The following is a 25678-nucleotide window of genomic DNA, read 5'->3' as shown; positions in this document are numbered from 1 at the left end:
TCAGATAAAAGTTATAAATTGTAATAATGACCGCCTTTAAGGATTGATTATCAGCTCTTCCGTAGGTCGTTTGGGGACTACATGAGTGGAGTCGGGGGTGCGGTAGTAGCGGATGTCGGCGTCATGAGTGCCGTCTGTGTCGGTTAATCGCACTGTTTCGGCAGGATGGCCGAGGGCAAGGACATAGAGAGGCTTGTATTTCTCCGGGAGTTGGAGTGCCGAGATGATTTCTTGGGCATTGAAAGCCTTGATTATGCAGCCGTGGATTCCCAAAGCTGCCGCACCGAGTGTGATGGCTTCGAGTTGCAGTCCGTCGTCGCAAAGACAATTGGTCGTAAGGCTCGTGTCGAGACACTGTATGAGATAGGCACTTGGCCGTTCGCCCGTAGCAGGGCCATCCCAGTCAGTGAGATATCCGGCCCATTTGAGAGTGGGAAATATGGCTTCGCGTTCTTCGGGGGCTGTCACCATGCGGTAGCGGATGGGCTGAAGGTTGCGTGCTGACGGACAATATCGTGTCAACCCGACCAATTCATGCAGTGTCGATTCGGAAATAAGGCGCGACTCGTCAAAACGACGGTAGCTGCGGTCGCTTTTAAGAAGCTCCCTGAGGGATTCGAGGGTGATTTTATCCATTGTTACGTATTTTTTCGATTATTCCCAGTCATCAGTGCGGAAAGGAATCAATGGCAGATAGTTGCCTGCGTGTAAATTTCCCGGTAGGAAATCCCTCCATCCGTAACGCACGGCGACAGGATCGGGAACATTTTTGCTTGACACAACCATTTCGTTTGTCTGCCAGTGAAGCCACACAGAGTCGGCAGGATGGAACACCCGGTCAGCTCCCGCAACTTCAAAACCTTCAATCATATAGTTTCGGCAGATACCGTCCGACGGCGAATCAATCGCCACCCATGCTGCGCCATCCATGAACCGGTGGCTTTTGTAGCGCGGACTTTCTATAGGGAATTGCTTTTTACCATAGGTCTTGTTTAGCGCGAGGTCACACAGACGTTTGCCGACGGCAGCTTTGTCGGCAGGGTGGATATTGAAGCGTTCGTATGGCTCTACAAGGTCATTCGTCGAAATCATCGCGCTGTTGGGAATCATACCGACGGCCTTCCACTGCGCTTCGCGCAACAACGGTGCTTTGCCCTTTTCTGTGGGGTCGCCATACTCGTAGGGAGCGATTTCTACGGCATAGAATGGAATGTCGCCGATGCCGATATCATCGCGCCAGCGCTTTACCATAGCAGCCAGACGCTCGGCATAGGTGTCGTAGGTTGCAACGTTAGAGCATCCCTGATACCAGATTATACCATTGTAGGTATAGTTCTTTATCGGATTGAACATGGCGTTATACATCAGCATCGGACGGTGGTAGTGGACTATCGGTTCGATGTCCTTGGGGTCGAGCGACACGTCGGGATATTTTTCGAGCATGTCGCGGGGAGTCCAGCTTTCGACTTTCGCACCACCGTAGGCTGCGCTTACGATTCCTACAGGCACGTTGAGTACGTCTGACATCCGCTTAGCGAAATGCCATGCAAGCGCGCTGTATTCAGGCGCTGTATCCGGCGAAGGGACAGTCCATGAAGCAGCTACAGTGTCGAGCGGAGTGTAGCTCTGTGTCAGCGGTACAGTGAAAAATCTCACCTTTCCGGCCTCGTCTGATGCCGAGGCTATCTCGTCGTAACCTCCAAGTGTGCAGCAGCCGGGGAAACCCTTCAGCGGCATCTGCATGTTTGACTGTCCCGATGCGAGCCATACTTCACCGATGAGGACATTGTTGATAGTCAGCGGTTCACCGTCGGACAGAGTGATGGTGTAGGGAGTGAAACTTCCTGCCGGAGTCTTGACGGCGAGCGACCATTCGCCTGTGCGGTCGGTTGTGGTGGTGTAGGCTTTGCCGTCCCACGACGGTGTGACGGTGACAGTCGAGCCGGGATCGGCAGTGCCGTATATGCGGGCGTTGGCGTTCTGTTGTAGCACCATATTGTCTGTAATCATAGACGCAGGGCGGACTTTGGCTTTAGTCTCAAAACCCACGGTGCTTAAAATGACGGCAAGTGTGATGATTTGTGTCTTCATTTCTTGGTACTTATGTTTTATTGATTGGTTTGTTCCGGAATATAATCAAAGTGGTTGAATCCGGCCTCGCCATTGCCATCGGGCGATGTTGCGAAAAGACCGATGAATGTGCCTGTGAAACCTCCGGCTGTCTCGGTGGATAGATAGCGTGTGTTCATCGAAGCGATTTTTTCAAATGTTTTGCCTCCGTCAAGTGAATAGAAGAAGGTGTAGGCGCTTGGCTTACCCTCAACGCGTAGTTCCACTTTTGAATCTCTTTCGGATAGAGGAATGGTTTTCTCCACATGTGTCAGCTCGTTGAGCCGGTAGCGGAGAGCAATAGCCCTGTGGCCGTCGGCAGTGCGTGTGAGATAGAGGTCATAGTGCGACGGCTCGGATGCGTAGACGGTCAGACCGGCTTCCATTCCGGGCGTGGCATCTTTGAGCGATACCTCGGTTGATGCGGTGAAACTGATGTGTTGCTGTCGGCGGAGCACCATTGATGGCGACGCGTTGCCGTCGTCGAGTGTCACATCGGTGGCTTTGATATGAAGAGTGCCGTCGGCAAGGCGGTAATTGGTCATGTCGGGATTTCGTAGCCACACCCATTCGTGTCCGAGTGTCGGTGATGTGAAATCATCGCGCTGTGGCTTTTGGCTGACGGGTGAGAGGGGTAGAGTGGCCACGTCCATTTCCAGTCCGATAGTGCCATTTCCGTTGACCACCGGCCATGCGTCCTTGTCCCATCTCACAGGGGCGAGGTATGTTTCGCGCCCAAGCAGATGGTGTGCGCCGTTTTGTTGCCTGAAAGCAAGACAGACGAGCCACCATGAGCCATCGGAGGCTTGGACGAGGTCGGCGTGTCCTGTTCCTTGTATGGGGTTATATTGAGCCTCTCGGTTGAAATGGCATAGTATCGGGTTGGAAGGATTTGGCGTGTAAGGTCCGTCGATGTTACGGCTGCGGGCAATAGTAACGCTGTGCCCCATTTCTGTACCTCCCTCCGCAATGAGGAGGTAATACCACCCATCTTTTTTGTAGATGTGAGGCGCTTCAGGATGGCGGCCACCTGTGCCGTCCCATATCCTTTTACTTTCGGTAAGCTGACGGCCTGTGAGCGGGTCTATCTCACAGAGCCATATCCCTACATCGGGGTTGCTGACCATGTAACATCTGCCGTCCTCGAAATAGAGCGACGGGTCGATGCCTCCCTGCGCCAGCCATACAGGATCGCTCCAGCCTTTTGACGGATCGGTGGTGTGGACAAGGAAATTGCCTTTGTTGGATACATTGGTCGTTATCATGTAGAAGCGGCCATTGTCGTAGCGTATTGTGGGTGCGTAGATTCCACCCCATACATTCGCGCCTTTTAGATTGAGTTGGCTCTCTCTGTCAAGCACGTGACCTATCTGTTGCCAGTTGACGAGGTCTTTGCTCTGGAATATAGGTACGCCGGGAAAATAACAGAAAGATGAGTTGACGAGATAGAAATCGTCGCCGACAGCCACGACCGATGGGTCCGGGTGGAAGCCGGGTATTATCGGGTTTCGGTAGCCGTCGGCGTTTATTGTGAGCCAGCCGGAGGTCAGGAGCAGGCTTGTGAGGAATTTTTGTGATTTATTCATGGGAAATAGGTTTTGATGTCAGGTAAGAAGTTGTTATAGCCGACCGGCCTATGGCTTATCGGCTGTAATGGTTATGCTATTTGACAGTCTTGTTTTCTTCCTTCCGGCCGTCTTCGCATTCAGGGATGAGGGTGGCTGCATAGCCTATTTTCTTGAAACCCTTCTGAATGTTTTCGACATTGGTTTTCTTTGGGTTGAAAGCCACCTTTACAGTCTGGTTGTCCAGAGATGTTTCGATAGATTTGATGCCTTTTTCGAAACGCAGGTTTGATTTGATTTTGTTTTCGCAGTTCTGGCATGACATTTTAGGCATCACATTGAAGATTACTGTCGTGTCGGCCGGAGCTTTTGCGCCGGCGATTACTGCGAGTGATACGAGCATCAGGGCTAATGAGAGGATTCGTTTCATGAGAATGATTTATGAATTTGTTTATATTTTAGGTGTTATTATAGAAATTTTGTGAAATTATATCGGAAACCGGCATAGACCATAGCTCCGTGGATTGGGGCATGGACCATTGTAGCGTCGAAATTCGGCCCCCAAGGATTGGCTGCGTCGATAATCGGGCGTTTCTGCCGGTAGCCTGTCAGGTTTTCGCCTCCGACATAGATGCTCCAGTGGCGGAAATTGCGTGTGAGCTGTGCATTGAGCTGTGCATAGGGATGGTAATATTTCTCCCACGACAGAGAGCCGTCGGCTGTAGTGTATGGTTCGGGATTCCGTCCCTTTCCGTTTAGTGCGCAGGTGATGTCGAGCTGCCATAGCCCCATGTTCGGAGTGTAGCCGAGTGTCAGAAGTCCCTTGTTGCGTGAGGTCAGCGGTTTTTGGCGCATGCCGTCGCCGTAGTTTGCCTGCACGTCTGTCAGACGGTAGGCTGCCGAGAAGTTAAGGTCGGAGAGAATGTTGTAGCTTGCTTCAATCTGAAACGTATGTGAATAAGAACGGCCTCCGAGATTGCCGATTATGGCTGCATGCGGGTCTGTGTCGAGGTCGAGCAGAAGTTGGTCGGTGAAGCGGGTGTAGTAATATTCACCCGAGAGGCTGAGCGAACGGCCGAAAAGACGCAGTGACGAGGTCACGCCTGCCCCGAAATTCCATGCGCTCTCCTGACGGAGATTATCTTCGATGATGAGTGAGCGCGATGAGGCAAGCATGTAGTGATACTCGGCAAGCGGTTGAGGCGAGCGGTAGCCGCGTCCGGCCGAAAGCTGTAGCGAGAGCGGATCCATGATATTGTAGCGGACATGCAGACGCGGGGTGAACATCCAGCCGTAGCGCGAACTGTAGTCTCCGCGCATTCCGGCCATGGCTATCAGTCTGTTGTCGATGTTGAGCGTATATTGTCCGTAAGCGCCTGAGGTCATTTCATGACTGTTGATGTCGGCGGTCTCGGCGTCCGGAGCGTTTGAGGCGCGCAGGTGCTGGCGGTAATTGTCGTAGACCATGCTGAGGCCTGTGGAGAGCGAGTGGAGGTCGTTCCATTTTCGTTCGAACATGGCCGATACGTATGCTTCGCGCTGGATGACATCGTAGAGCTTGCGTCCGTAACCGGCATTCTGGTCGTGGAAGCTCATAGAGGCTATCATGGCCACGTTGCCGTCATTGTCACGGTCGAAGATATAGGCGTTTTTTGTGAAGGCTTCCACACGGCGTGTCGTGATGTCGATAACATACGGATCGGTGTAGTGCTGACCGTGGGCTATCTGTCCGCTTTTTCGCCTTTCGTCAAGATATTTGACAGCTGCCTGAAACACATAGCTTGTTCCGAGATATGCCCATCGGTTCATTCCGGCAAACTGCCGCAGGCGCGGTGAATCGGCAAAACCGTCGTCGTTTTCGTCATGAGTCTTGAATAAGTTTTCTCCGTGGAGGAGTATGCCGGTGCTCCATTTGTCGCCGAGATGTATGTTTCCGTCAAAATTTCCTTCGAGTTTTCCCATATGGTCGGCATAGACGTTGACAGCGAGGCTCGGGTCGAGCTGAGGTTTCTTCATCTCGATGTTTATCTGGCCTGTGATTGACTCATAGCCGTTTTTGACTGAGCTTGCGCCTTTCGATACCTGAATCGACTGCATCCAAGGTCCGGCGATATATCCGAGCCCTAACGGTCCGGCAGCACCGCGGAAGTTGGGAATGTTCTCAGTGAGCATCTGGACGTAGCTGCCCGACAATCCGAGCAGTTTGATCTGGCGTGCTCCGGTGGCAGCGTCGTTGTAGCTGACATCGACAGACGGATTTGTCGTGAAACTTTCTCCAAGATTGCAGCAGGCGGCCCGTTTGAGGTCGGAAGCCGAGATTACTTCCGTGTTTGTCGCGCGTCCACGCAGTTTGCCAAGAGTGCGTCGTTCGGATATGACCACTTCCTGTAATTCAAGTCCGAGTGAGTCAGGTTCTTCGGTTAAAGTTGTGGATTGGCAGTGTAATGAGGCTGTAAAAGAGGTGAATAAAAAGATGGTTTTTAATATTCTGTTCATTGATTTTTGCGAAATTTATTGCGAATTTACGAAAAATCCCGGAGTTAAGGACTTTTGTCCTGCAATCATAAACGATATGATTATTATCATATGGAACAATTGTAAAATATTTTTTTGATAAATAATGATTATGAATGGTTAATTAGTAGCAAATTTCCATCAGAATGTCGAATTTTAACGTTGTTTAACCGTCTTGAATGTGACAAATCTTATAATCTAAGTATCTTTGCAAAAATATATGAATGTAGTAACGACCCGAAAGGGTTACTTTCGGGTATTTCATATGAATTCATTTTGCAAATAAAACTTGTATCAAAGCTAACAATAAATTGTATGAAAAGACGTATTATCGCGCTTATTCCTCTCGTTGCGCCCATGTTGTGTGGCATATTAACGCCTCAGGAAATGTCCGCAAAATCCAAAAAGGTCACTTTGCCCAAAGTGGAGTTGTCAGGAACGGCTAAGGATAGTGCGGATTTCATGAAAAATTTGAAGGACGCCAAGGTTTGCAAGGGTATGTTCAATACTTATTTGGATAAGAAAAACAAACTGTGGTTTGAACTACCCGACAGTGTGCTTGACCATACATATCTTCTGGTGAACCGCGTCAACAGCCTTTCCACCACCAAGGACTATGTGGCCGGACAGATGGCCTGCAATCCGATGCTCATCAGATTCACGCGCGATGACAACAATGTCTATCTTCATCTCATGCAGACGGCTTCGGAAGTTCCGGCAGATGATCCGATAAAGGTCTCGTTTGACAGAAACTTCGTCGATCCCGTACTTAAGGCATTCAAGATTGCCAATAAGAATAAAACCGGAGTGTTCATCGACGTCACTTCATTTTTCGGAGGCAATGAGAAGGTTATTTCTCCCATCAAGGAGGCCAATCCGCTTGCCAAACTCCTTGGAGGCAAGGAGGGAATAAAGGGCACTTTCTATGCCGACGGTTCGTCGGTCGTGTCGGTGAAATCATTCCCTGAAAATGTCGAGATAAAGAGCCGTCTGGCCTACACCACTTCGACTGCGACCCAGCCCTACACTGTGGTTATGTCGCGTTCGATTGTTCGTCTTCCCGATGAGCCGATGGCAATGCGCATCCATGACAACCGTGTGGGCTACTTTTCAGAACTGAAAAACAAGTATTCATCCTCGATGGACGGTGCGAAGCCCTATGAAATCATAACCCGCCACAGACTTGAACCGCGCGATGAGGACCGTGAGGCCTACTTTGCAGGCAAGCTTGTCGAGCCGAAGAAGAAGATTGTCTTTTACGTGGACTCGGCTTTCCCGGAAAAATGGCGTGGTGCGGTCAAGGAGGGTATCGAGTACTGGAACACAGCTTTCGAGGCTGCCGGTTTCAAGAATGCGATAGAAGCACGTGACTATCCTGTCGACGACCCCGATTTCGACCCGGACGACATTCGCTATTCATGTGTGCGCTATTGCGTGACGCCTACTGCCAACGCCATGGGACCGTCGTACACCGACCCACGCACAGGTGAGATTCTCGGCGCTGATGTCATCTGGTATCACAACATCCTTGAACTTGTCCACAACTGGCGTTTCACACAGACAGCGGCTGTCGATCCGCGTGTCCGCACAAAAGTGTTTGCCGATTCGGTCATGTATGAATCGCTGACCTATGTCGCCGCCCACGAAATCGGCCACTGTCTTGGTCTCATGCACAACATGGGAGCTTCCCATTCGTTTACCCTCGACAATCTCCGTGACCCGGAGTTCACTCAGAAACACGGCACTACTCCCTCCATCATGGACTATGCCCGAAACAATTTCGTGGCTCAGCCCGGTGACTTTGAGCGTGGTGTCCGTCTCACGCCTCCCCCTGTCGGAGTCTATGATATCCATGCCATCAACTGGGGCTACCGTCTTATTCCCGGCGCAAAGACTATGGAGGACGAGAAGCCGACTCTCGAAAAATGGATCAGAGAGAAGGACGGCGACAAAATGTATGAGTTCGGTGCGCAGCAGTTCCTCGGACTCATCGACCCGACCGACCAGACCGAAGACCTCGGCAATGACCACCTGAAGGCAGGTGACATGTCGATTTCCAACCTGAAGATTATCATGGATAACTTCGAGGACTGGGCAGGTGATAAGGGCGAGCACTACGAGTCGCTCAGTGACATGTATAAGGCTGTTGTCAGCCAGTATCTCCGTCATGTCGGACATGTCTACCCCTACATAGGCGGTGTTGAGTTCAAGGAAATCCGTCAGGGCATGAACGATGGCGATGCCCGTAACTTCATTCCAAAGGCGCGTCAGCGCGAGGCTATGAAATGGCTTCTCAATCAGGCTCGCACATGCGACTGGCTCACTCCTCCGAGCCTCATGGCCAAATGGGAAGAGCCTTATGAATGGAAAGAGAAAATGCAGCGCAACATCGTGGCTTGTCTGCTCATCTCGACCAATCTGCAGCGCATAAAGGAGGGTGGCCGACTTGACCCTGTCAACAATTATAAGCTTCGCGACTATATGGACGATGCAATTCGTTCGATTTTCGAGGCGACATATAAGGGTAAGGCGCTTGATGCGACCGAACGCAACCTTCAGGCTTCGGCAATCGGCGTTATGACCAACTATTCAGGTCTCAAACCCAAGGAACAGAAAGCGTCTTCATCAAAGTCACTTTCGATAGTCGACGAATTTGCCATGACCCTTGCGGAAAGCACTGTGCCGCAGCTTCCATGTGGCCTCGCTCATCTTGAGACAGCGGCCGATCCCGACGAAGCCCGCTCGTTCCTGAGAATCCTTCTCAACCAGACCGCACTGCCGCTCACTGAGATGCAGCCCATGATGACCGCACGCCTCAAGGAAATCATGAACCTCTATAAGACGAAGCGTGTCTCAGCTCCTGATGCGGACACACGTGATTTCTATGACTATCAGATTCTTGCAATAGGCAAGCTTCTTAAAAACGACTAAATATACGTAAAACCACTTTCTTACATTTCTGTAACATGCGATTATACCTATTGGGCATAATGCTCGCTATTTCCACTGTGGTTCTGTCGGCGCAGACCCGGCCTCTGACAGGCAAGGTGGTTGATGAGAACGACGAAGGTCTTATCGGGGCTACTGTAAAAGTTGAAGGAACGACACAGGTGACAGCTACCGATGTCGAAGGACAGTACACCGTGGCTGTAAAGACCGGCGGTAAGGTGACACTTACTATTTCATATATCGGATATAAAACTGTCTCTGTCGAGGTTGGACCTGACCAGAACAATATTGTCACCAAAATGGAGGTGAATTCCAATGTGATGGATGAGGTGGTTGTCATCGGCTATGGTACTGCCAAGAAACAATCGCTGACTTCATCGGTGGAGACTATCTCGGGTGATGAGCTTATACGTATTCCCGCAATGAACGTTGACCAGACTCTTGCCGGTCAGGTGGCAGGCCTTGGTGTGATGAACACAACAGGCGACCCGTCATCGGCCAAGGAGGCTACGATGAGCATACGCGGCAATACAGGAAACCCGCTTCTCGTAATTGACGGTGTCCCCCGTCTGGGAACCAACACTTCGGATGGCGAAATGCGTCTTAGTGACCTTAACCCTGACGATATCCAGAGCATCTCGATTCTTAAGGATGCCGCTGCCGCCGCTGTCTATGGTGCGCGAGCTGCCAACGGTGTCATCCTCGTCCAGACCAAACGCGGACAGGATACCGGACGTGCGCGTGTCAATTTCCGCGGTCAGTTCAACCTTCAGGAAGCTACCTATCTTCCTGAATTTCTTGACAGCTATAAGTTTGCCGAGCTCTATAACCGTGCGGTCGAAAACACAGGAAGCTCCATATACAAACCCTATGACCTCTCGCTCCTTGATTCAGACCCGAATATCTACGGAAATTCAAATATGCTCGACTACCTTAACAAGTGGGGAAATTCGCAGCGCTACTCACTTTCGGTATCGGGAGGCTCGAAAAGCGTGCGTTATTTTGTGTCGGGCGGTTACACGCGTAACAAAGGCCTTTATTCCAATGTCAGCCGTGACCGATATAATTATTCGGCAAAACTCGACGCTGACCTTTTCAAAGGGCTGACTTTTTCGGTCGACCTTACCGGTTCTGTATCGGAAAACAAGAATTCGAGCTACACCACCATTGATGCTGCCTACAGTTTCTCGCCTCTTCAGGTATTGACGTTTACCGATGGCCGTCTTGCCAGCATTGACGGGTCGAACCCGCTTATCAATGTCTATGGCAACGGTGGCTACAATAAGGTCAACACTGACTACCATACAGTCAACGCAGTGCTGCGCTATTCGATTCCGAAGGTTGACGGACTGCAGGTATATCTCAAAGGGACTATCGATCTTAACCATCAGAACACCACACAGTTTACCAAACCGGTTGCCCTCTATCTCTATGATCAGGAGACCGGAGCTACTACCGTAGACCCCAATACCGTCTATCCGAAAGCAAAAATAAAGATGGAAGACCGCCATCAGACCATCAATAACAAGCTTATCGAAGCCGGTATCAGCTATGACCATACGTTCGGCGGCAAGCATTCGGTGACAGGTCTGGCAGTTGTCAACTATCAGGACTATCACAACAAGTATCTTACCGGACGCAACGACGACATGCCGGGAGAATTCCCTGAAGTCATCGGCAGCACATCAAACGCGTTTCTTTCGGGAAATGAATACTACAGCGAGCGTGCATCGCTCGTAGGCCGTGCCACTTATGGCTATGATTCTCGCTATTTTGCCGAATTCAGTTTCCGTGTCGACGGTTCAACACGCTTCGCTCCTGAAAACCGCTGGGGATTTTTCCCGACAGTCTCGGCTTCGTGGGTTGTTTCAAACGAGCCGTTCTTCAAGAATGTTTCCCCGGAAGTGATGTCGTTTGCCAAACTGCGAGGTTCATACGGTATACTTGGCGACGACGGTAATGCCGCCGACTATGATTATCTCCGTAAATACATATTCTCAATAAACGGTGGCTATCCTATCGGCGGAATATTCGGACCCGGCATCATGACCGAGTCAGGTTCATATCCTAATCCGGATCTCGAGTGGGGTAAATCGAAAGATTTCAATATAGGTGTTGACCTCGGTTTCTGGAACAACCGGTTCTCGATAACCGGCGAGTATTTCGAGCGTCGTCGCTCGAACATGGTCATGGATGCTCCAGCCTATCTTTTCCCGCCGTCTGTCGGCACAGGCGGTTCAGTGCCCAAGGTCAACATCGGTGAGGTGCTCTATCGCGGTTGGGATATTTCACTGAAACATCTCAACACCATCGGTGATTTCCGCTACAACGTGTCAGTCAATCTGTCGCGCGCGACCGATGAGGTCATCGACTATGGCGATGAATCGGCCTATCTGCCCAATCTGCGCCGCAAGGGCAAGAGCTATTCGTCAAGAGCCATATATGAGGCGGCAGGTCTGTTCCAGAGCTATGAGGAGATTGCCGAATGGCCTGTCGATCAGGACGGTTTCGGTAACACGACGCTTGCCCCCGGCGATATCAAGTATCTGGATCAGGATGGCGACGGAGTGCTCACACGCAACGACCGAATATATGTCAAGACCTCTGCGCTCCCCGATTTGAATTTCGGTATCGGCCTCGGAGCTGAGTGGAAAGGAATCTATGTGAATGCACAGTTTCAGGGAGTTGCAGGCTACAATCAGCTCATCAGCGAGCTATATACGCTTGAAAACCGTTCGCTGCAGCGCTTTCAGGACTATCACTATACCAACACATGGACTCCCGAGAATCCGCATGCCGAATATCCGCGCGTGAAATTCTCATCGTCGTCCGACAACAACCGTCTTGAAAGTACGTTCTGGGTGAAGAAATGCAACTTCCTTCGTCTCAAGGCTCTGACTCTCGGCTACCGTTTCCCGTCGAAGATGCTCAGCAAGGCTCATATCTCGACGCTCGACATCGCTCTTCAGGGCGGTAACCTGTTTACCGTTTCTTCGCTCCATAACATGGATCCTGAGTCGCTCAGAGGCTATCCGCTTCAGCGCACATATGGCCTGACAGTGAATTTCGGCTTCTGATTCGGTTTAGAGTGTCATTCAGGATAATTAATATCGACTATAATCAAAGGAAAACTCTCTGATTTATATGAAAATAACGAAATATATAATAGGACTTCTCTTTCTGCCTGTCACGCTTGTGTCGTGTGATGACATTTTTCGTGACGCTCCTAACGACAAGCTGTCAGAGGAAGTCATCTGGGAAAACGAGCGGCTTCTTGACGAATATGTTCTCCCGTGGTACAGAAACATGGACAACGGCTTCCGAACCTATGTCACGACTCTGATGAAAGGTCTTGGCTACGAGTATGAGCCGTGGTATGGCGACCAGCTCACTGTTGGCCGCAGTGACTGGTATCAGGGTGACTATGGCAACATTCTGAAAAGCTCGCAGCAGGACATCACTACGCGTGGCCGTACGGAATGGTTCAAGTATTACACCCAGATTTCCTCCATCAATACTCTGCTTGAAAATGAAAGCCGTCTGCCCGAAAGCATACGGCAGAGAGTATTGGGCGAGGCGCATTTCTTCCGCGCTTATTACTATTACACCATGCTGCGTATGTATGGTGGCGTGCTTCTTATAAAAGAACCGTATAATCCTCTTAAGAATCCTGTCAAATTCCCGCGTGCGTCATACGAAGAGATGGTCCGTTTTATCGCTGACGAGGCTGAGCTTGCCGCATCGCTCCTTGAAGTGACAAACGCGTCGGACAATGTCGGACGTCCCACTCGTGGAACGGCTCTGATGCTCAAAGGCAAGACATTCTTCTGGGCGGCCGGTGAGCACTATCAGAACTGTGAGAAGGATTATCTCGGATTTCTCAACGACCGCTCGGCCGAGATGCTTGATTCGGCGGCATATAACTATGAGCGTGTGATGAAGCTCGGAGTCTACCGTCTTGTCGAGATTGCCGGGACTACCAAGGATGAAGTGGTGGCAGGCTACCGCAACATATTCCTGACAAAGAATTCGGAAGAGTCGATATGGGAAGTGCAGCATGCCGACGACGGCAATTTCTCAAACGCCAACGGTCATAAGCTTGACCGCGAGGCTTCCGCACCCTCGTTTGGCGCTACGACTGCAGCCTATAACCCGACGCAGAACCACGTCGATGAATACCGCATGGCCAACGGCCTTGCAATTACTGATCCGGATTCAGGCTACGACAAGAATAATCCATATGAAGGACGTGACTACCGTTTCTATGCAAATGTGCTCTATGACGGTGCTGAATGGCGCGGCCACACAATGGATCTCCACTACACGACTATTGACGGAAAAGATGTTGCCGGAGAAGACCTGACACCCTACGGAACATCGACCACCGCTTCAGTGTCGCGCACGGGCTACTACATGGCCAAGTTCCTTAACGAACGTCAGAGCATTGACACGGATAATACTTATGCCAGCTCTCAGAACTGCATCATCTGGCGCTATGCCGAGCTGCTGCTTGACATGGCCGAGATTGATTTCAAGAAGGGACGCACGGCCGCTGCTCTTGACAAGGTCAATCAGATTCGCCGACGGGTTAAGATGCCTGAGCTGCAAGCGGTGACATGGGATGACATTTTCAATGAGCGCCGTGTCGAGATGGCATTTGAAAAGACCACCTACTGGGATTTGATTCGCTATAACATCGCCGAGGAAAGGATGACAGGTACTACCAATCCGCTTTATGGGGTGAAGATTGTGGTTAAAGCCGATGGCAGTCGGAAAATGACCAATCCGGTGGTCAACGGACGTAACACTGTGGTGAGATATTTCCGTGCACGTCAGTATTACTGGCCGCTTGACTGGGACGATGTGCGTTACCACGGGATTGAACAGAATCCTGAATGGGTGGAAATGTAATTGACCTCAAGGGTCTTTTAATCGGATAAAAATATTCTGGTTTGCGGGATTGGAGGCTGATAAGGCTTCTATCCCGCCGACCTTTAACAATTCATCATTTATAAAAATTTATTACATGAAGAAATTTTTACTCTCGGCAGCTCTTTGCGCTGCATGTATGACATCGGCTTCTGCTCAGGAGACATTCAACTATTTCGATGCAGTTGATGTGGATGCTAATGGCTGGCTCTGGTTTGACACTCAGGAAAAGATTGACAAGTATGTCGGCTGGGGAAACAAGTATAAGATACAGCTTCAGTCTGCTACATTTGAGAACAGCGAGGGACAGTATGCCGAGCCCGAATGCGATCCCACGGCTATAGGCTGGAATGAGGCCGGTGAGCTTGGCGGTGAAGGTGCGAAGGTCGGAGCTATCATCATTCCCGGCGGTTCTTCAACAAATGGTTCTGATTCGCCTAATGGCGGCGGCATTCTTCTTCAGCTCCCCGACTGCGCTGAATTCGACCTTTTCCTGTCGACCGAGACTGCCCCCATGTGCGTTGGTCTCCTTGGTGCAAAGGGCTGGGTGGAGTCGATTGACTGTGCTACCATCACTACATATATGAAGCTTGCATTCATCAACAGACCGCTTTCAACCAAAACCCAGTATCAGTGGGATAATATTCAGGATATAAGCAACCAGAATACAAATCTTTCTCTTGCAAGCGCCATCGGTGAGAAGGTTACCGCTCTTGTGAGAAACAATACCAAGCGCAATCTCTATGTTCAGGGCATCAAGGTCCGTACTTATACAAATGACAGCTCTGCCGGTATTTCTGACGTGATTGCCGACGGTGGTCTCAACCTGACATTCGACGGTGAGAATGTCAACGCATCGGCCGATGCCACTATCGAAGTGTACGCGCTTTCAGGCGCACGCGTCGCTATGGGCAATGGTGCGTCGCTCGCCATCGGACATCTTGCTTCTGGCGCTTATGTGGTCAAGGCTACAGCCGACTGCGGTATCGCCACCATCAAGATCATACGCTAATAACACAATCTTTTAATATCAAAGAGTCATGAGACAGTTACTTCTCTCACTGTCGCTGCTCGTTGGACTACCCACGTTTGCCGTCCGAAAGATGGCGAACGTGGTTTGTTTTGTCAAGTTCGCCGATCAGGAGGAGGCCGAATGGCAGCACACGCAGGACTATTATGAGGCGATGTTCAATGACAGCGGCAAGGATGCGAATTCGGTTCGCAATTATTTTTCGGACATGAGCTATGGAGCAATGGAGTGGAATTCCGTGATTGTCCCGCTTGTCTATGTCGACAGTCATCCGCGCAACTATTATTGCAAACAGAGTTCCATCAACCCTGACGGCTATGACAACTATGTCGTGGCCTCCTTGCGCGAGCAGACAATGCTCGATGCGCTATGCAAATATGTCGAGTCGTCGGTCCCTGAGGATGCGGAGATTGACTGCGACGGTGACGGCAAGATTGATAATTTTACGGTTATTATCAACGGAAACTCTGAAATCTCAGCTAATTATAATCTGTGGCCTTCAAACCAGCCGTGTCTGTGGACGTCGCCGACCATCCACGGCAAAAAGGTCGGTTATTATCTCAAGGTGTTCGACAAAGCCAACGGATATAAGGCTCTTGAGCCTCAGGAACTGAACACGGGTGTGTTGTGTCACGAGATGATGCACACTCTCAATGCTTTCGACCTTTATAGCAATGGCAAGCTTGAGCCTGTGGGCATCTGGGATCTGATGAGCGACAATCAGAAAGTGCCGCAAGGTCTCAGCGCGTATATCCGTCAGACATATGGCCGTTTCTATGGCAACTGGATTCCGCGCGTCACGGAAATCAGCGAATCGGGGCGCTACATGCTCAGACCTCTTGATTCTGACAGTCCGGAGGATGTGACTTTCAAGATTGTGCCTGATGCCTCGAAAAGCGAGTATTTCATGGTTGAATACCGTGACAAGTCTACACGCTGGGACAGGTCGTTGCCTTATGCCGGTATGCTTGTCTACAGGATTGATCCATCGCGCGAGGGAAATCTGAACGCGAGCAAGTTTGAGATGTATGTGTTCCGTCCGGGTGGTTCTCCGGAAAAGGCCGGGACTATAGCGAAAGCTCCATTGGGTGAGACGACGGGACGCACTTCGTTTGGTGCGGAAGGCGATGCGGACTATCCTTTTTATGCTGATGGCACGCGTGCGCCGTTTTCAATCACTGATGTGGTGACCACTGATGAGGGGATTGAATTTACGCTTAACTTTGAGAGCAGTGCTATCTCTGACATAGTGGCTGATGGCAATCTTCCGGTGTATGACCGTCTGACATCTGTCATTTCAGCTCCCGATGCGCGCCGTGTCGAGATTTTCAATGCGGCAGGAATCTGTGTGGTCAGTGTCGATGTGACATCTGTGAGTGTTGACCGTTTGCCGGCCGGATTGTATTTTGCCCGCGCGACGTATGACGGTGGCAAGGTTGCTACACTTAAGTTCCTGAAATAGTAGTCGGAATTCGTTCCGGTTTTTAGCTTATACAAAAAATGCCTGTGGCCTCGAATTTGGCCACAGGCATTTTTTTGATGGGAAAATTATAGAAATCAACGGATTTCGATGTGGAGAGGATTGGCTACCGTCCATTTAACAGGGATGGAGACAGTGGATGTTGCCTGATCATATTTCCATGCTTTCTTTGAGAGTGTCTTGCCGTCGATGGTTATTTCAGACGGTTTTACATCTGTAAGATGAATCTTGAAGGTCAGTTTTTTCACGTCGGGTGCGCCGGGATATGTGCCCTTGGAGGTCACGTCGATGTTGATGCCCTCGACTGATGCGTCGCCACGGAAGGTGATGAGCGAGTAGGCGTTGTCGGCGAGCGAGGCGGTCGATGAGCGGTCGTCCTCAAACATCTGATATTCGGATTCTCCGAGATAAGGATAGTAGTTGACGGTGTAGGTGTCGGTGCGATAGTCGCCTGTCGATTCCATAGCGTAGTCGGCCTGCGGGATGAACGCTCCGGCGCGGACGAAAAGTGGCAGTACGTCGAGCGGTGCAGGGTAGGTGATGGTGTCGCCTCCGTGATAGAATTTCGACGGGTTGCTGTAGTCGGCCCAGAGTCCGTCGGGGAAAATTACACGTCGCTCTGTCGCTCCCTGAGTCATGACGGGTGCAACAAGGAGGTCGCGTCCCCAGAGATATTCGTCGGTCACGTCGTCATATTTTCCGCTTCCGGCAGAGTAGAAGTTGAGCGGACGTACGAGGGGCTGGCCCTGCGAGGCGTTTTCATAGGCCAGAGTGTAGTTGTAGGGAAGCCAGCGGTAACGCTCGCGGATGAGGGGCAGGATGAAGTCTTGTTGGTCGGGATATTTGTAGGGTTCGGCTGTCGACTGGGCGTGTGTGCGGAGCACTGGGGAGAAAAGTCCGAGCTGAAGCCAGCGCACGTAAAGCTCTGGGTCGTAGGGGTGGTTTTCGTCGATGGCGAAACCGCCGACATCGTGGCTCATGTAGCCGAGTCCGCTCAGACCTGAGTTAAGCATTATTGTGACCTGTGGCTGAAGTCCGCCCCACGAACGCGACACGTCGGTCGACCACGGGAAGACGCTGTAGCGCTGGAGACCAATCGTTCCGCCACGCATCATGGTCATGAGGCGTGTGTCGGGGAATTCTTTTTTGAACATGTCGTAGATGACCTGACTCCAGTCGTTGCCGTAGAGGTTGTGATATTCGCGTGTCGAGAGTCCGTTGGCGTGTATGCCTGTCTCGGGATGTACTTCGGGTTCGCCGAGGTCGCCCCACCATCCGCCTACACCTTCAAGTGTCAGCTGTCTGTAGCGTTCGGAGAGCCAGCGGCGAGTCTCGGGATTGGCCATGTCGAACATGCCGCCTTCGCCTACCCAGATGGTCACTTCCTGCGGGTTGCCTGTGGAATCTTTGAGCAGAAGTCCTTTAGAGGCAAGTTCGTTGTAGTTGGCAAGGCCGTTGGAGTTGCGGAGGATGTAGGGCTGGGAGATGATGACGGTGTTGACACCTTCTTTTTTCAGGTTGGCAAGCATCTTTTTGTGGTCAGGCCACTGGACGGGATCCCATGCGAGACGACCCATGTCCTGCTCCTTGCCATACCAGTAGAGGTCGAGGACTATACCGTCGACCGGGTAACCGGCGCGTTTGAGAGTATCGACCACGCCAACGGTCTCGTCCTGTGTGCGGTAGCCGTATTTCGAAGTGATGTAGCCGAGCGACCAGAATGGCGGCAGGTCCTGACGGCCTGTCAGCGACGAGAGCTGGCGGGTGGCATCGGCAAGTGTCCCCGCTCCGTTGATGAAGTAATAGGAAATCGGCGAGCGTGATTCGGATGTATAGACAATCGGGTTTGACATCACCATCTCTGCTGCCGCGAAGTCGTCGAAGACCACCGAGTAGCCGTTTGACGAGATGAAGAGGGGCATTGTGATGTTCATCTGGCTGATGCGCGGATCGCCTGCGGTGTAGCCGTAGTTCTGGCGGTTGTACATCACGAGTGTGTCGCCTGCAAGATTGAAACTGTGGCCGCGTTCGCCTGCGCCGTAAAATGAGCCTCCGCCCATTGTCGAAAGCGAGATGCTCTGACGTCCTCCTTCAGATGTGCGCAGACCGCCGTCGCTGATGGCTTTGTTCTTTCCGGCGCTGATGTCGACCGCTCCGCTGATGCTGTCGACGCGCACCACGATGCCACCTCGCGTAGTGAGCAGGGCTATGCCGGGGGCTGTGGTGATATTAGTGCCATCGGCTCTTCCGGTGACGACCGATGCTGTCGAGGCCGGGATGGTCTCGCCGGGTGCGAGGTTTGTTACTTTGATGATGTTGTCGCTGATCGCATCGACCACTACCGAACGTCCCGAGGGAGTGGTGATGTCGATGTTGCCACGTTTGTTGCCGGCTGATGCGTCCGTGACAGCGAAATGCGCGGAAACCATGAACGCCAGTGCGCCCATGACCCTTGCAGGAGCTATGAATTTCATAATTTAAGGAATGGTTTTACTGATAAAAAATTACGCTCTACAAATTTAAGCAAAATTATCGGAACAGAGATGCTTCGGATAGTAAAAAAAGATATGGGATTAAGGTTGTAAATGTAGAGTCTGAGTGTGGGTTCTGAGCCGGAAGCGGTGTGTTGTCAGTGAGGCTTTTAGTTGTGTTTCCGTCGCGTTCATTCTGACGGCGGGTTGAATGGCTCGACGTGGATGTTGGTGATTATGTCAGTTCCGAATACACTGCGGAGCGCTTTTTCGACTTCGGTGGCTATGCGGTGGCCTTCGGCTACATTGATGGTGGGGTCGACTTTGATGTGTGAGTCGATGATTACGGAGTGACCGTTGCGGCGTGTGCGCAGACGGTGGTATGTCTTGACTCCGGGGACTGAAGCTATGGTTTCGGCTGCTTTCCTTACCTGATCGGGCGGGAGGGAGCGTTCGAGAAGCTCGTTGACCGACGGGAGTGCAATCTGTATGGCCGACACGGCTATGAAGACTGCGATGACTATCGAGGCCACGGGGTCGAGGATTCGCCACTGTTGGCCGAGAAAGTAGGCTGCGGAAACTCCGATGAGTGTCGCTACAGATGAGATGGCATCGCTGCGATGATGCCATGCGTTGGCTATGAGCGAGCTTGAATTGATGCGTTTCCCGGTATGGATTGTGTAGCGGTAGAGAAATTCCTTTGAGCCGATTGACGCTAAGGCTACTATGATTGTGAATATATCGGGGCGGTCGAGGACTTCGCCGCGAACCGACGACATTATGGAGTCGACACCGGCTATGCCGATTCCGACGGCTACGGCGAGGAGCACGACTGCGATGAGAAGCGAGGCGAATGTCTCGAATTTACCGTGTCCGTATGGATGGCCCGGATCGGCGCTCTTGTAGGCTATGCCGACAAACACGAGCACTATTGCATCGGTGGCGAAGTCGCTGAGAGAGTGGACTCCGTCGGCCACGAGGGCATCACTGTGGCCGATGATGCCGAAAATTATTTTCAGCACCATCAGCACAGCGTTTACCCAGAATCCGACAAGAGTGACGTGGCGGATTGTATGGAGATATGATTTAGTTTTGTCCGTAGTAAGCTCCGGGGCCATGTTTGCGGCTGTAATGCTTTTCGATGAGGAGTGGGTTCATTGAGAGTCCGGGGTTGACACCGTAGGCGATGTAGGCCATCTTGGCTACCTGTTCGAGCACAACGGCATTGTGGACTGCTTCGGCCGGAGTCTTGCCCCATGCAAACGGTCCGTGGTTCTTGACGAGGACGGCGGGGGTGTCCATCGGGTTCATGCCTTCGAAGCGCTTGATGATTACGTTGCCTGTCTCAAGCTCGTAGTCGCCCATGACTTCTTCCTTGGTCATGTCGGCTGTGCAGGGGATGCCGTGGTGGAAATAGTCGGCGTGGGTAGTTCCGATGTTGGGGAGGTCGATGCCGGCCTGCGACCATGCGGTGGCATAGGTGGAATGGGTGTGAACGATTCCGCCGATTTCAGGGAATGCACGGTAGAGCGCGAGGTGGGTGGGGGTGTCGGACGAGGGGCGGAGCTTGCCTTCGACGACGTTGCCGTCGAGGTCGACCACTACCATGTCTTCGGCTTTCATTTCGTCGTAGTCGACACCGCTGGGCTTGATCACAACGAGTTTTGTCTCGGGATCGATGCCGGAGACATTGCCCCATGTGTAGATGACAAGACCGTGTTTCACGAGGTCAAGGTTGGCCCGGAATACTTTTTCTTTTAATTCTTCAAGCATGTCGGTTAAAAAATTGATGGTTATGATTATCCTTTGGATTGTAAAAGTAAGAATAATCGGGATAACATGCAAATAGAAATTCACAACAGGCCGCTGCCGAGAGGTAGAGGGATGAAGTAGAGTACAATGAACAGTATGAGCATGACGGCGATAAGAGTCACGACGCTCCACAGTGTGAGCGAACGAGGGATTTCGCCCAATATCTGCCTGACTTTTTCAGAGCGGATGTCGATGTCGGTCGTTAACCGTGGAGATTTGTCTTTATGGGAGGTCATGTCAGTTTCCGAGTTCGAGCTGATTTTTAACGAGATTGTAATAAGTCCCTCCTAAAGCTATGAGGGATTCGTGAGTGCCTGTTTCGACAATTCGACCGGAGTCGACTACGATTATATGGTCGGCATTGCGGACAGTCGAAAGTCGATGTGCCACGACCACCACAGTGCGTCCGCGATAAAAATCGTCAAGATTGCTGACGATTTCACGCTCGTTTTTCGCGTCAAGAGAATTGGTGGCTTCGTCAAGGAATATGAATTTCGGGTCGCGGTAGACGGCGCGGGCTATAAGTATTCTCTGTGTCTGTCCTTTGCTGAGTCCTACGCCGTCGCGTCCGATACGGGTGTCGTAGCGTAGGGGCAGGCTCATTATATAGTCGTCAATGCAGGCTATGCGGGCGGCGTGGTGCATACGGTCAGTATCGATTTCGTTGTCATCGACGGCTATGTTACGGGCTATTGACTCGGAAAAAATCACACCGTCCTGCATGACCACTCCGCATTGCCGTCGCCACCATTTCAGATTGTAGTCGGCGATGTCGATGCCTGCTATTGATATTTTCCCTTCCGATACGGGATAGTAGCCGAGCATGAGTTTTATCAGGGTTGTTTTTCCGCTTCCGGATGCACCGACAATTGCTGTGACCTTCCCGGCAGGGATGTCAAAGGATATATCATTCAGGACATTGTTGAGTGCGTGAGGGTCATATTTGAATGATACGTTTCGAAGACTGATGGACAATGGGCTGTCTGTTGGAAAAGATTTTGCACTCTCTGTGGCGTTCTCCTCGTTGCGCCCCTCGTGAATTTCATTAATTCGTTCGAGGGATATTTTGACATCCTGTAGTGAATAGATGAAATTCATAAGCTGTTGCACCGGTGAGTTGAGCTGTCCGATGATATATTGCACGGCGAGCATTGCGCCGAGTGTCATCTGTCCGTTGATTACTGCCGTTGCAGCAAATACGGTTATGAGTATGTTTTTGATTTCGTTGATGAAAATACTACCAGCTTCCTGTGTTTGCTGTAGTTTGAGTGATTTCATCTGCACCGTAAACAGGTCGGCTTGCGTGTCTTCCCACTCCCATCGGCGACGGCGTTCACAGTCCTGAAGTTTTATTTCCTGCATCGAAGTGATGAACTGGTAGGTCTTGTTCTGGTTGATTGCCTGTTGCTCAAACAGTTCATAGTCGATGATTTTCCGTCTTTTCAGGAAAGTCGATATCCAGATTCCATAGATTATGCTTCCGATGGAGAATATAATGAAAATCAGCTTGTCGTAGATGAATAGAACTATTCCGAACACCGCGAAACTCAGAAACGTGAACACGACACTCAGAACCTGTCCTGTGAGGAAGGACTGGACACGTGAATGGTCAGACATCCGTTGCATCAGGTCGCCAATTAGTTTTGTGTCGAAAAACGACATCGGGAGTTTCAAAAGTTTTATGAAGAAGTCGCTTAGGAGCGAGATGTTGATGCGCATGGATATGTGGAGCAACAGCCATCGGCGTATGAAGTCGGTGGCCGTCCGCCCGATGACAATCATAAGCTCACCGAGCAGGATGAGCCATATGAGATTTATGTTGCTGTCACGGATGCCACGGTCGACGATTGCCTGTGTGAGAAACGGCAATATTAGCTGCATGACGCAGCCAGCCAACAGTCCGAGTATTATCAGTGCAAAATACTTCTGATAGCGTCTAAGATAAACGGAAAGGAAGCGAAAAGAGCGTCTTCTATTTATGCTTTTCTCCTTTATACATCCGAATTTCTCTGTCGGCTTCATGAGCAGAGCCACTCCACTCCGCTCCCCGTTTTGGTTTTCAGTCTCAGTCTCCGTGCTCAGCCACTTGTGGATGAATTCGTCAGCAGAATAAACGAGCATCCCCTTGGCTGGGTCAGCGATGTGATACCTTTTGCCTCCGTTTGTTATTCCGTGGAGTACTACAAAGTGGTTTTGATTCCAGTGGAGTACTGCGGGAAGTGGCATCTCGCCGAGCTGTCCGAGATTTAGTTTTGCAGCTACGCAGTCAAATCCAAGTTTTCCGGCTGCCTCCGAAATGCCATTGAGTGATACCCCCTGCGTGTTGCAGTGGCAGAAAGAAGATAGAAACTCTGTGGAATACGAAGCGCCATACGCCCGGCAGACCATTGCCAGAGATGCTACTCCGCATTGCATGGAGTCATGCTGTTTTACAAAACACGATTTTTTCAAAATACAGCTATATTTATAATCTCATTAAAATCAGTCAAGCTTTGTACGGCTATTCAAATCATACACCGCCCTTCTCTCTGATTTGGCTCTCGTGGAAATGCCCCAGTTGTATGAAATTCCTAACGAAAAACCACGGCGAAGATATTCATTGCTGAAAGACATTTCAGAATCGCCCATATATTGATGTCCGCGCGTTTTGCCATGTAGCAGGCAGTCTCCTGAAGCTGTCAATGTCCATTGTGGGTTGATTTTCCATGTCAGGCTTGCATTGAAATTCCAATTTGACTTGATATACATGTCGGCGGTTTTTTCCGGTGTTCGGAAAAAGCCATAGATACGTCCAACAAACCGGCTTTCCTTGTCAAATATGAACTGGATGTTTGGACGCAATGTGAAAGTCACGCTGTTCACGCGCGGACGCAACAACGCTAACTCGGATTTTGTTACGGAATTTGCGAACGAGCCTGTAATTGAAAACCGCAACCAGTCCAATTTGGAGTAAGCCCAGTATGTCATAAATCCGAATGTACGGCGGTCTACGGCATTAGCCCATGTTATGACCTGATTATTGTCGTCGTCAATATAATTGATTTCCTTTATGCCGTTGTTATACCATTCGACGTATGGCCCGAATTGGAAAGACTTATAATAATAGGTTAAATCTATCGTATAGTGACGTCCACGCTTCAAATAGGGATTACCCACGCGGTAATAATCCTTGCCGAGATACAGTCTGGCCGGATTGACTGCTGACAGCGTAGGCATAACGATATTATAGTAATAGCCGCCGCGCAGACTTTGGTTATTGTCTATTTTATATGACAGGTAGAGTGAGGGACAAACGACACTGAAATGTCTGTTTATCTTATCCACCTTCACAGGACTTTCGCTTGAAGTATGGAAATACTGATAGCGTAGACCTCCGTAGACGCTCATTTTCGATGAAATGGTGTAGTTACATCTGCCATAAGCATTGATTTCTTTTTCGGTGTAGTTGAATCGGTCTTCACTCTCAGGGAGATTTATTTGATAAAAATCATAGTCGCTTTTTGTTTTGGTGATAATCCCGTTGACTCCAATATCAAGTTTTATTTTTTCTGAGGCTTTAAGTTCGAGATTGGTTTGAGCAGTAAGGTTTGAAGTCCTGATGTTGTCTTTCTGGTCGAGATATGCCTGCGACTCCGCACTGCCTTCCATCAGAGAACGCTCTGTCGGAGACCTCTTGGCAAGATAATCCAGTGTCACAGTCAGTCTGGCCGATTCCGACAGTCGTCCGTCGATGTCCAATGCTCCTGAATATAATTTTGTGTCATCCTTACGCCGACCGACGATTCTCTCGTCGGCAGGAGCATCAGGAGTTTCCGAATATGTATAGAGATGTGACGACTTCTGACGCATCCGCCCTTGGGAATAGTAAGCTGTCAGGCTGAAGTCCCAATTTACATTCGGTTTATACGATATGTCCCACCTTCCCGCAAAATCCATAGGAGACCTCTTTGTCCATGAATCAGCATCACGTACATAGGTGTCAAACGGAACACGGTTTGACTCTGTAAAACCATAGGGACTGATGTCGCCCGACAGATTGAGCGATGTCTGAAATTTATCCCGGCGAAATGTCGTATAGACAGTGGCATCATTACCGGTGTAATCCGACTGCGTGAGTCTATAGGACACACCTCCGCCTAAAAAATCATTTTCCTGTTTTTTGAGCACGATATTCACCACCCCGACATTCTGCCCCAAAGTGTAGCGTGGAGATGGAACGGTCATAATCTCGACCTTGGCCACATTTTTGGACGGATAGGATTTCAATATCATCATGGCATCTTTGATTGTTCCTTTCTGCTCCTTTCCATTGATATAGAACTTTATGCCGTCCTTTCCGGGCATCACAAGCCCCTCCCCGTTGTCGATGATTCCGGGTGCGACACTTACGATGTCGAGCGCATTGGTCGCATAGCTCACAAAACCCGGATCGAAAACAACTTTGTCGCTCATTACCGTAAATGGCTGTTTTATTCCTTTTACAGTAACTTCTCCCAGCCTTGTCGACTCATCCACGGTCATAAAAATCGTGTCACCTTTCAGTTGCGATATGGTCTGAAAGATATTTTCATATCCCACTGCCGATACTTTTATAAATTTCACCTGCTTGGTCTTCGCGTCAAGCAGACGGAATATACCTTGTTCGTCTGTTATAGCTCCGTCGACATATGTGGAATCTGCCGACAGAAACGCTATTGATGCCAGTTCGATAGGATTGCGGTTCTCTTTGTCGGCAACCACAAGCCCGTCAGAGGCAAAAGTGCACAGACCTGCACACATGCAGGCAATTATTAGGTATAGACGTTTCATCTGCATTTCA

16 protein-coding genes are annotated in these 25678 nt (G+C 50.5%); 5 read left to right on the top strand and 11 right to left on the bottom strand.

The annotated features are described in order from the left end of the window. Nucleotides 1-36: 36 nt before the first annotated feature. The 5 genes from QZ311_RS04160 to QZ311_RS04140 all read right to left on the bottom strand — a co-directional run bounded on the left by QZ311_RS04160 (nt 37) and on the right by QZ311_RS04140 (nt 6170). Nucleotides 37-636, bottom strand: a complete 600-nt coding sequence (locus QZ311_RS04160; protein WP_297064362.1) for a nitroreductase family protein — start codon at nt 634-636, stop codon at nt 37-39. A gap of 18 nt (nt 637-654) precedes the next feature. Then, complete coding sequence (locus QZ311_RS04155) at nt 655-2091, bottom strand: sialate O-acetylesterase (RefSeq protein ID WP_297064359.1); 1437 nt, start codon at nt 2089-2091, stop codon at nt 655-657. Between the two features lie 17 nt (nt 2092-2108). Then, on the bottom strand, nt 2109-3695 hold the full coding sequence (locus QZ311_RS04150; RefSeq protein WP_297064357.1) for a glycoside hydrolase family 43 protein: 1587 nt from the start codon (nt 3693-3695) through the stop codon (nt 2109-2111). Between the two features lie 76 nt (nt 3696-3771). Further along, nucleotides 3772-4104 (bottom strand): heavy metal-associated domain-containing protein, encoded by a 333-nt coding sequence (locus tag QZ311_RS04145; RefSeq protein WP_297064354.1) that lies wholly within the window; start codon nt 4102-4104, stop codon nt 3772-3774. A gap of 38 nt (nt 4105-4142) precedes the next feature. Further along, nucleotides 4143-6170, bottom strand: coding sequence for a TonB-dependent receptor (locus tag QZ311_RS04140; RefSeq protein WP_297064349.1), 2028 nt, complete (start codon nt 6168-6170; stop codon nt 4143-4145). Nucleotides 6171-6503: 333 nt separating this feature from the next. Between QZ311_RS04140 and QZ311_RS04135 the strand changes: the two genes are divergently transcribed. From QZ311_RS04135 to QZ311_RS04115, 5 genes are all read left to right on the top strand, one after another. Next, nucleotides 6504-9119, top strand: coding sequence for a zinc-dependent metalloprotease (locus QZ311_RS04135; RefSeq protein WP_297064345.1), 2616 nt, complete (start codon nt 6504-6506; stop codon nt 9117-9119). A gap of 35 nt (nt 9120-9154) precedes the next feature. Continuing rightward, complete coding sequence (locus tag QZ311_RS04130) at nt 9155-12214, top strand: TonB-dependent receptor (RefSeq protein ID WP_297064340.1); 3060 nt, start codon at nt 9155-9157, stop codon at nt 12212-12214. 67 nt (nt 12215-12281) lie between these two features. Next, the gene (locus tag QZ311_RS04125; protein WP_297064337.1) at nt 12282-14048 is read left to right on the top strand and encodes a RagB/SusD family nutrient uptake outer membrane protein; all 1767 of its coding nucleotides are present in this window, start codon (nt 12282-12284) and stop codon (nt 14046-14048) included. 115 nt (nt 14049-14163) lie between these two features. Next, nucleotides 14164-15078 (top strand): T9SS type A sorting domain-containing protein, encoded by a 915-nt coding sequence (locus tag QZ311_RS04120; RefSeq protein WP_297064334.1) that lies wholly within the window; start codon nt 14164-14166, stop codon nt 15076-15078. A gap of 28 nt (nt 15079-15106) precedes the next feature. Next, on the top strand, nt 15107-16558 hold the full coding sequence (locus QZ311_RS04115; RefSeq protein ID WP_297064330.1) for a M6 family metalloprotease domain-containing protein: 1452 nt from the start codon (nt 15107-15109) through the stop codon (nt 16556-16558). Between the two features lie 95 nt (nt 16559-16653). On the opposite strand, the gene QZ311_RS04110 is transcribed toward QZ311_RS04115, so the two are convergent. The 6 genes from QZ311_RS04110 to QZ311_RS04085 all read right to left on the bottom strand — a co-directional run bounded on the left by QZ311_RS04110 (nt 16654) and on the right by QZ311_RS04085 (nt 25668). Further along, nucleotides 16654-19050 (bottom strand): TIM-barrel domain-containing protein, encoded by a 2397-nt coding sequence (locus QZ311_RS04110; RefSeq protein WP_297064327.1) that lies wholly within the window; start codon nt 19048-19050, stop codon nt 16654-16656. Nucleotides 19051-19238: 188 nt separating this feature from the next. Further along, nucleotides 19239-20165 (bottom strand): cation diffusion facilitator family transporter, encoded by a 927-nt coding sequence (locus QZ311_RS04105; protein WP_297064324.1) that lies wholly within the window; start codon nt 20163-20165, stop codon nt 19239-19241. Next, nucleotides 20134-20820: an L-ribulose-5-phosphate 4-epimerase gene (locus QZ311_RS04100; protein WP_297064320.1), complete on the bottom strand. Its 687-nt coding sequence runs from the start codon at nt 20818-20820 to the stop codon at nt 20134-20136. The genes QZ311_RS04105 and QZ311_RS04100 overlap by 32 nt, the downstream gene beginning before the upstream one ends. 80 nt (nt 20821-20900) lie before the next feature. Further along, on the bottom strand, nt 20901-21095 hold the full coding sequence (locus QZ311_RS04095) for a hypothetical protein (RefSeq protein WP_123614286.1): 195 nt from the start codon (nt 21093-21095) through the stop codon (nt 20901-20903). Nucleotide 21096: 1 nt separating this feature from the next. Beyond that, nucleotides 21097-23310, bottom strand: a complete 2214-nt coding sequence (locus QZ311_RS04090) for a peptidase domain-containing ABC transporter (RefSeq protein ID WP_297064312.1) — start codon at nt 23308-23310, stop codon at nt 21097-21099. 30 nt (nt 23311-23340) lie between these two features. Beyond that, nucleotides 23341-25668 (bottom strand): outer membrane beta-barrel family protein, encoded by a 2328-nt coding sequence (locus tag QZ311_RS04085; RefSeq protein WP_297064309.1) that lies wholly within the window; start codon nt 25666-25668, stop codon nt 23341-23343. Nucleotides 25669-25678: the final 10 nt, after the last annotated feature.

Source organism: uncultured Duncaniella sp. (genome assembly GCF_910578445.1).
In the GTDB taxonomy this organism is placed as follows: Bacteria; Bacteroidota; Bacteroidia; order Bacteroidales; family Muribaculaceae; genus Duncaniella.
Note: the sequence above shows the minus strand (reverse complement) of the source record. Positions and strands in the feature narration are given on the sequence as shown.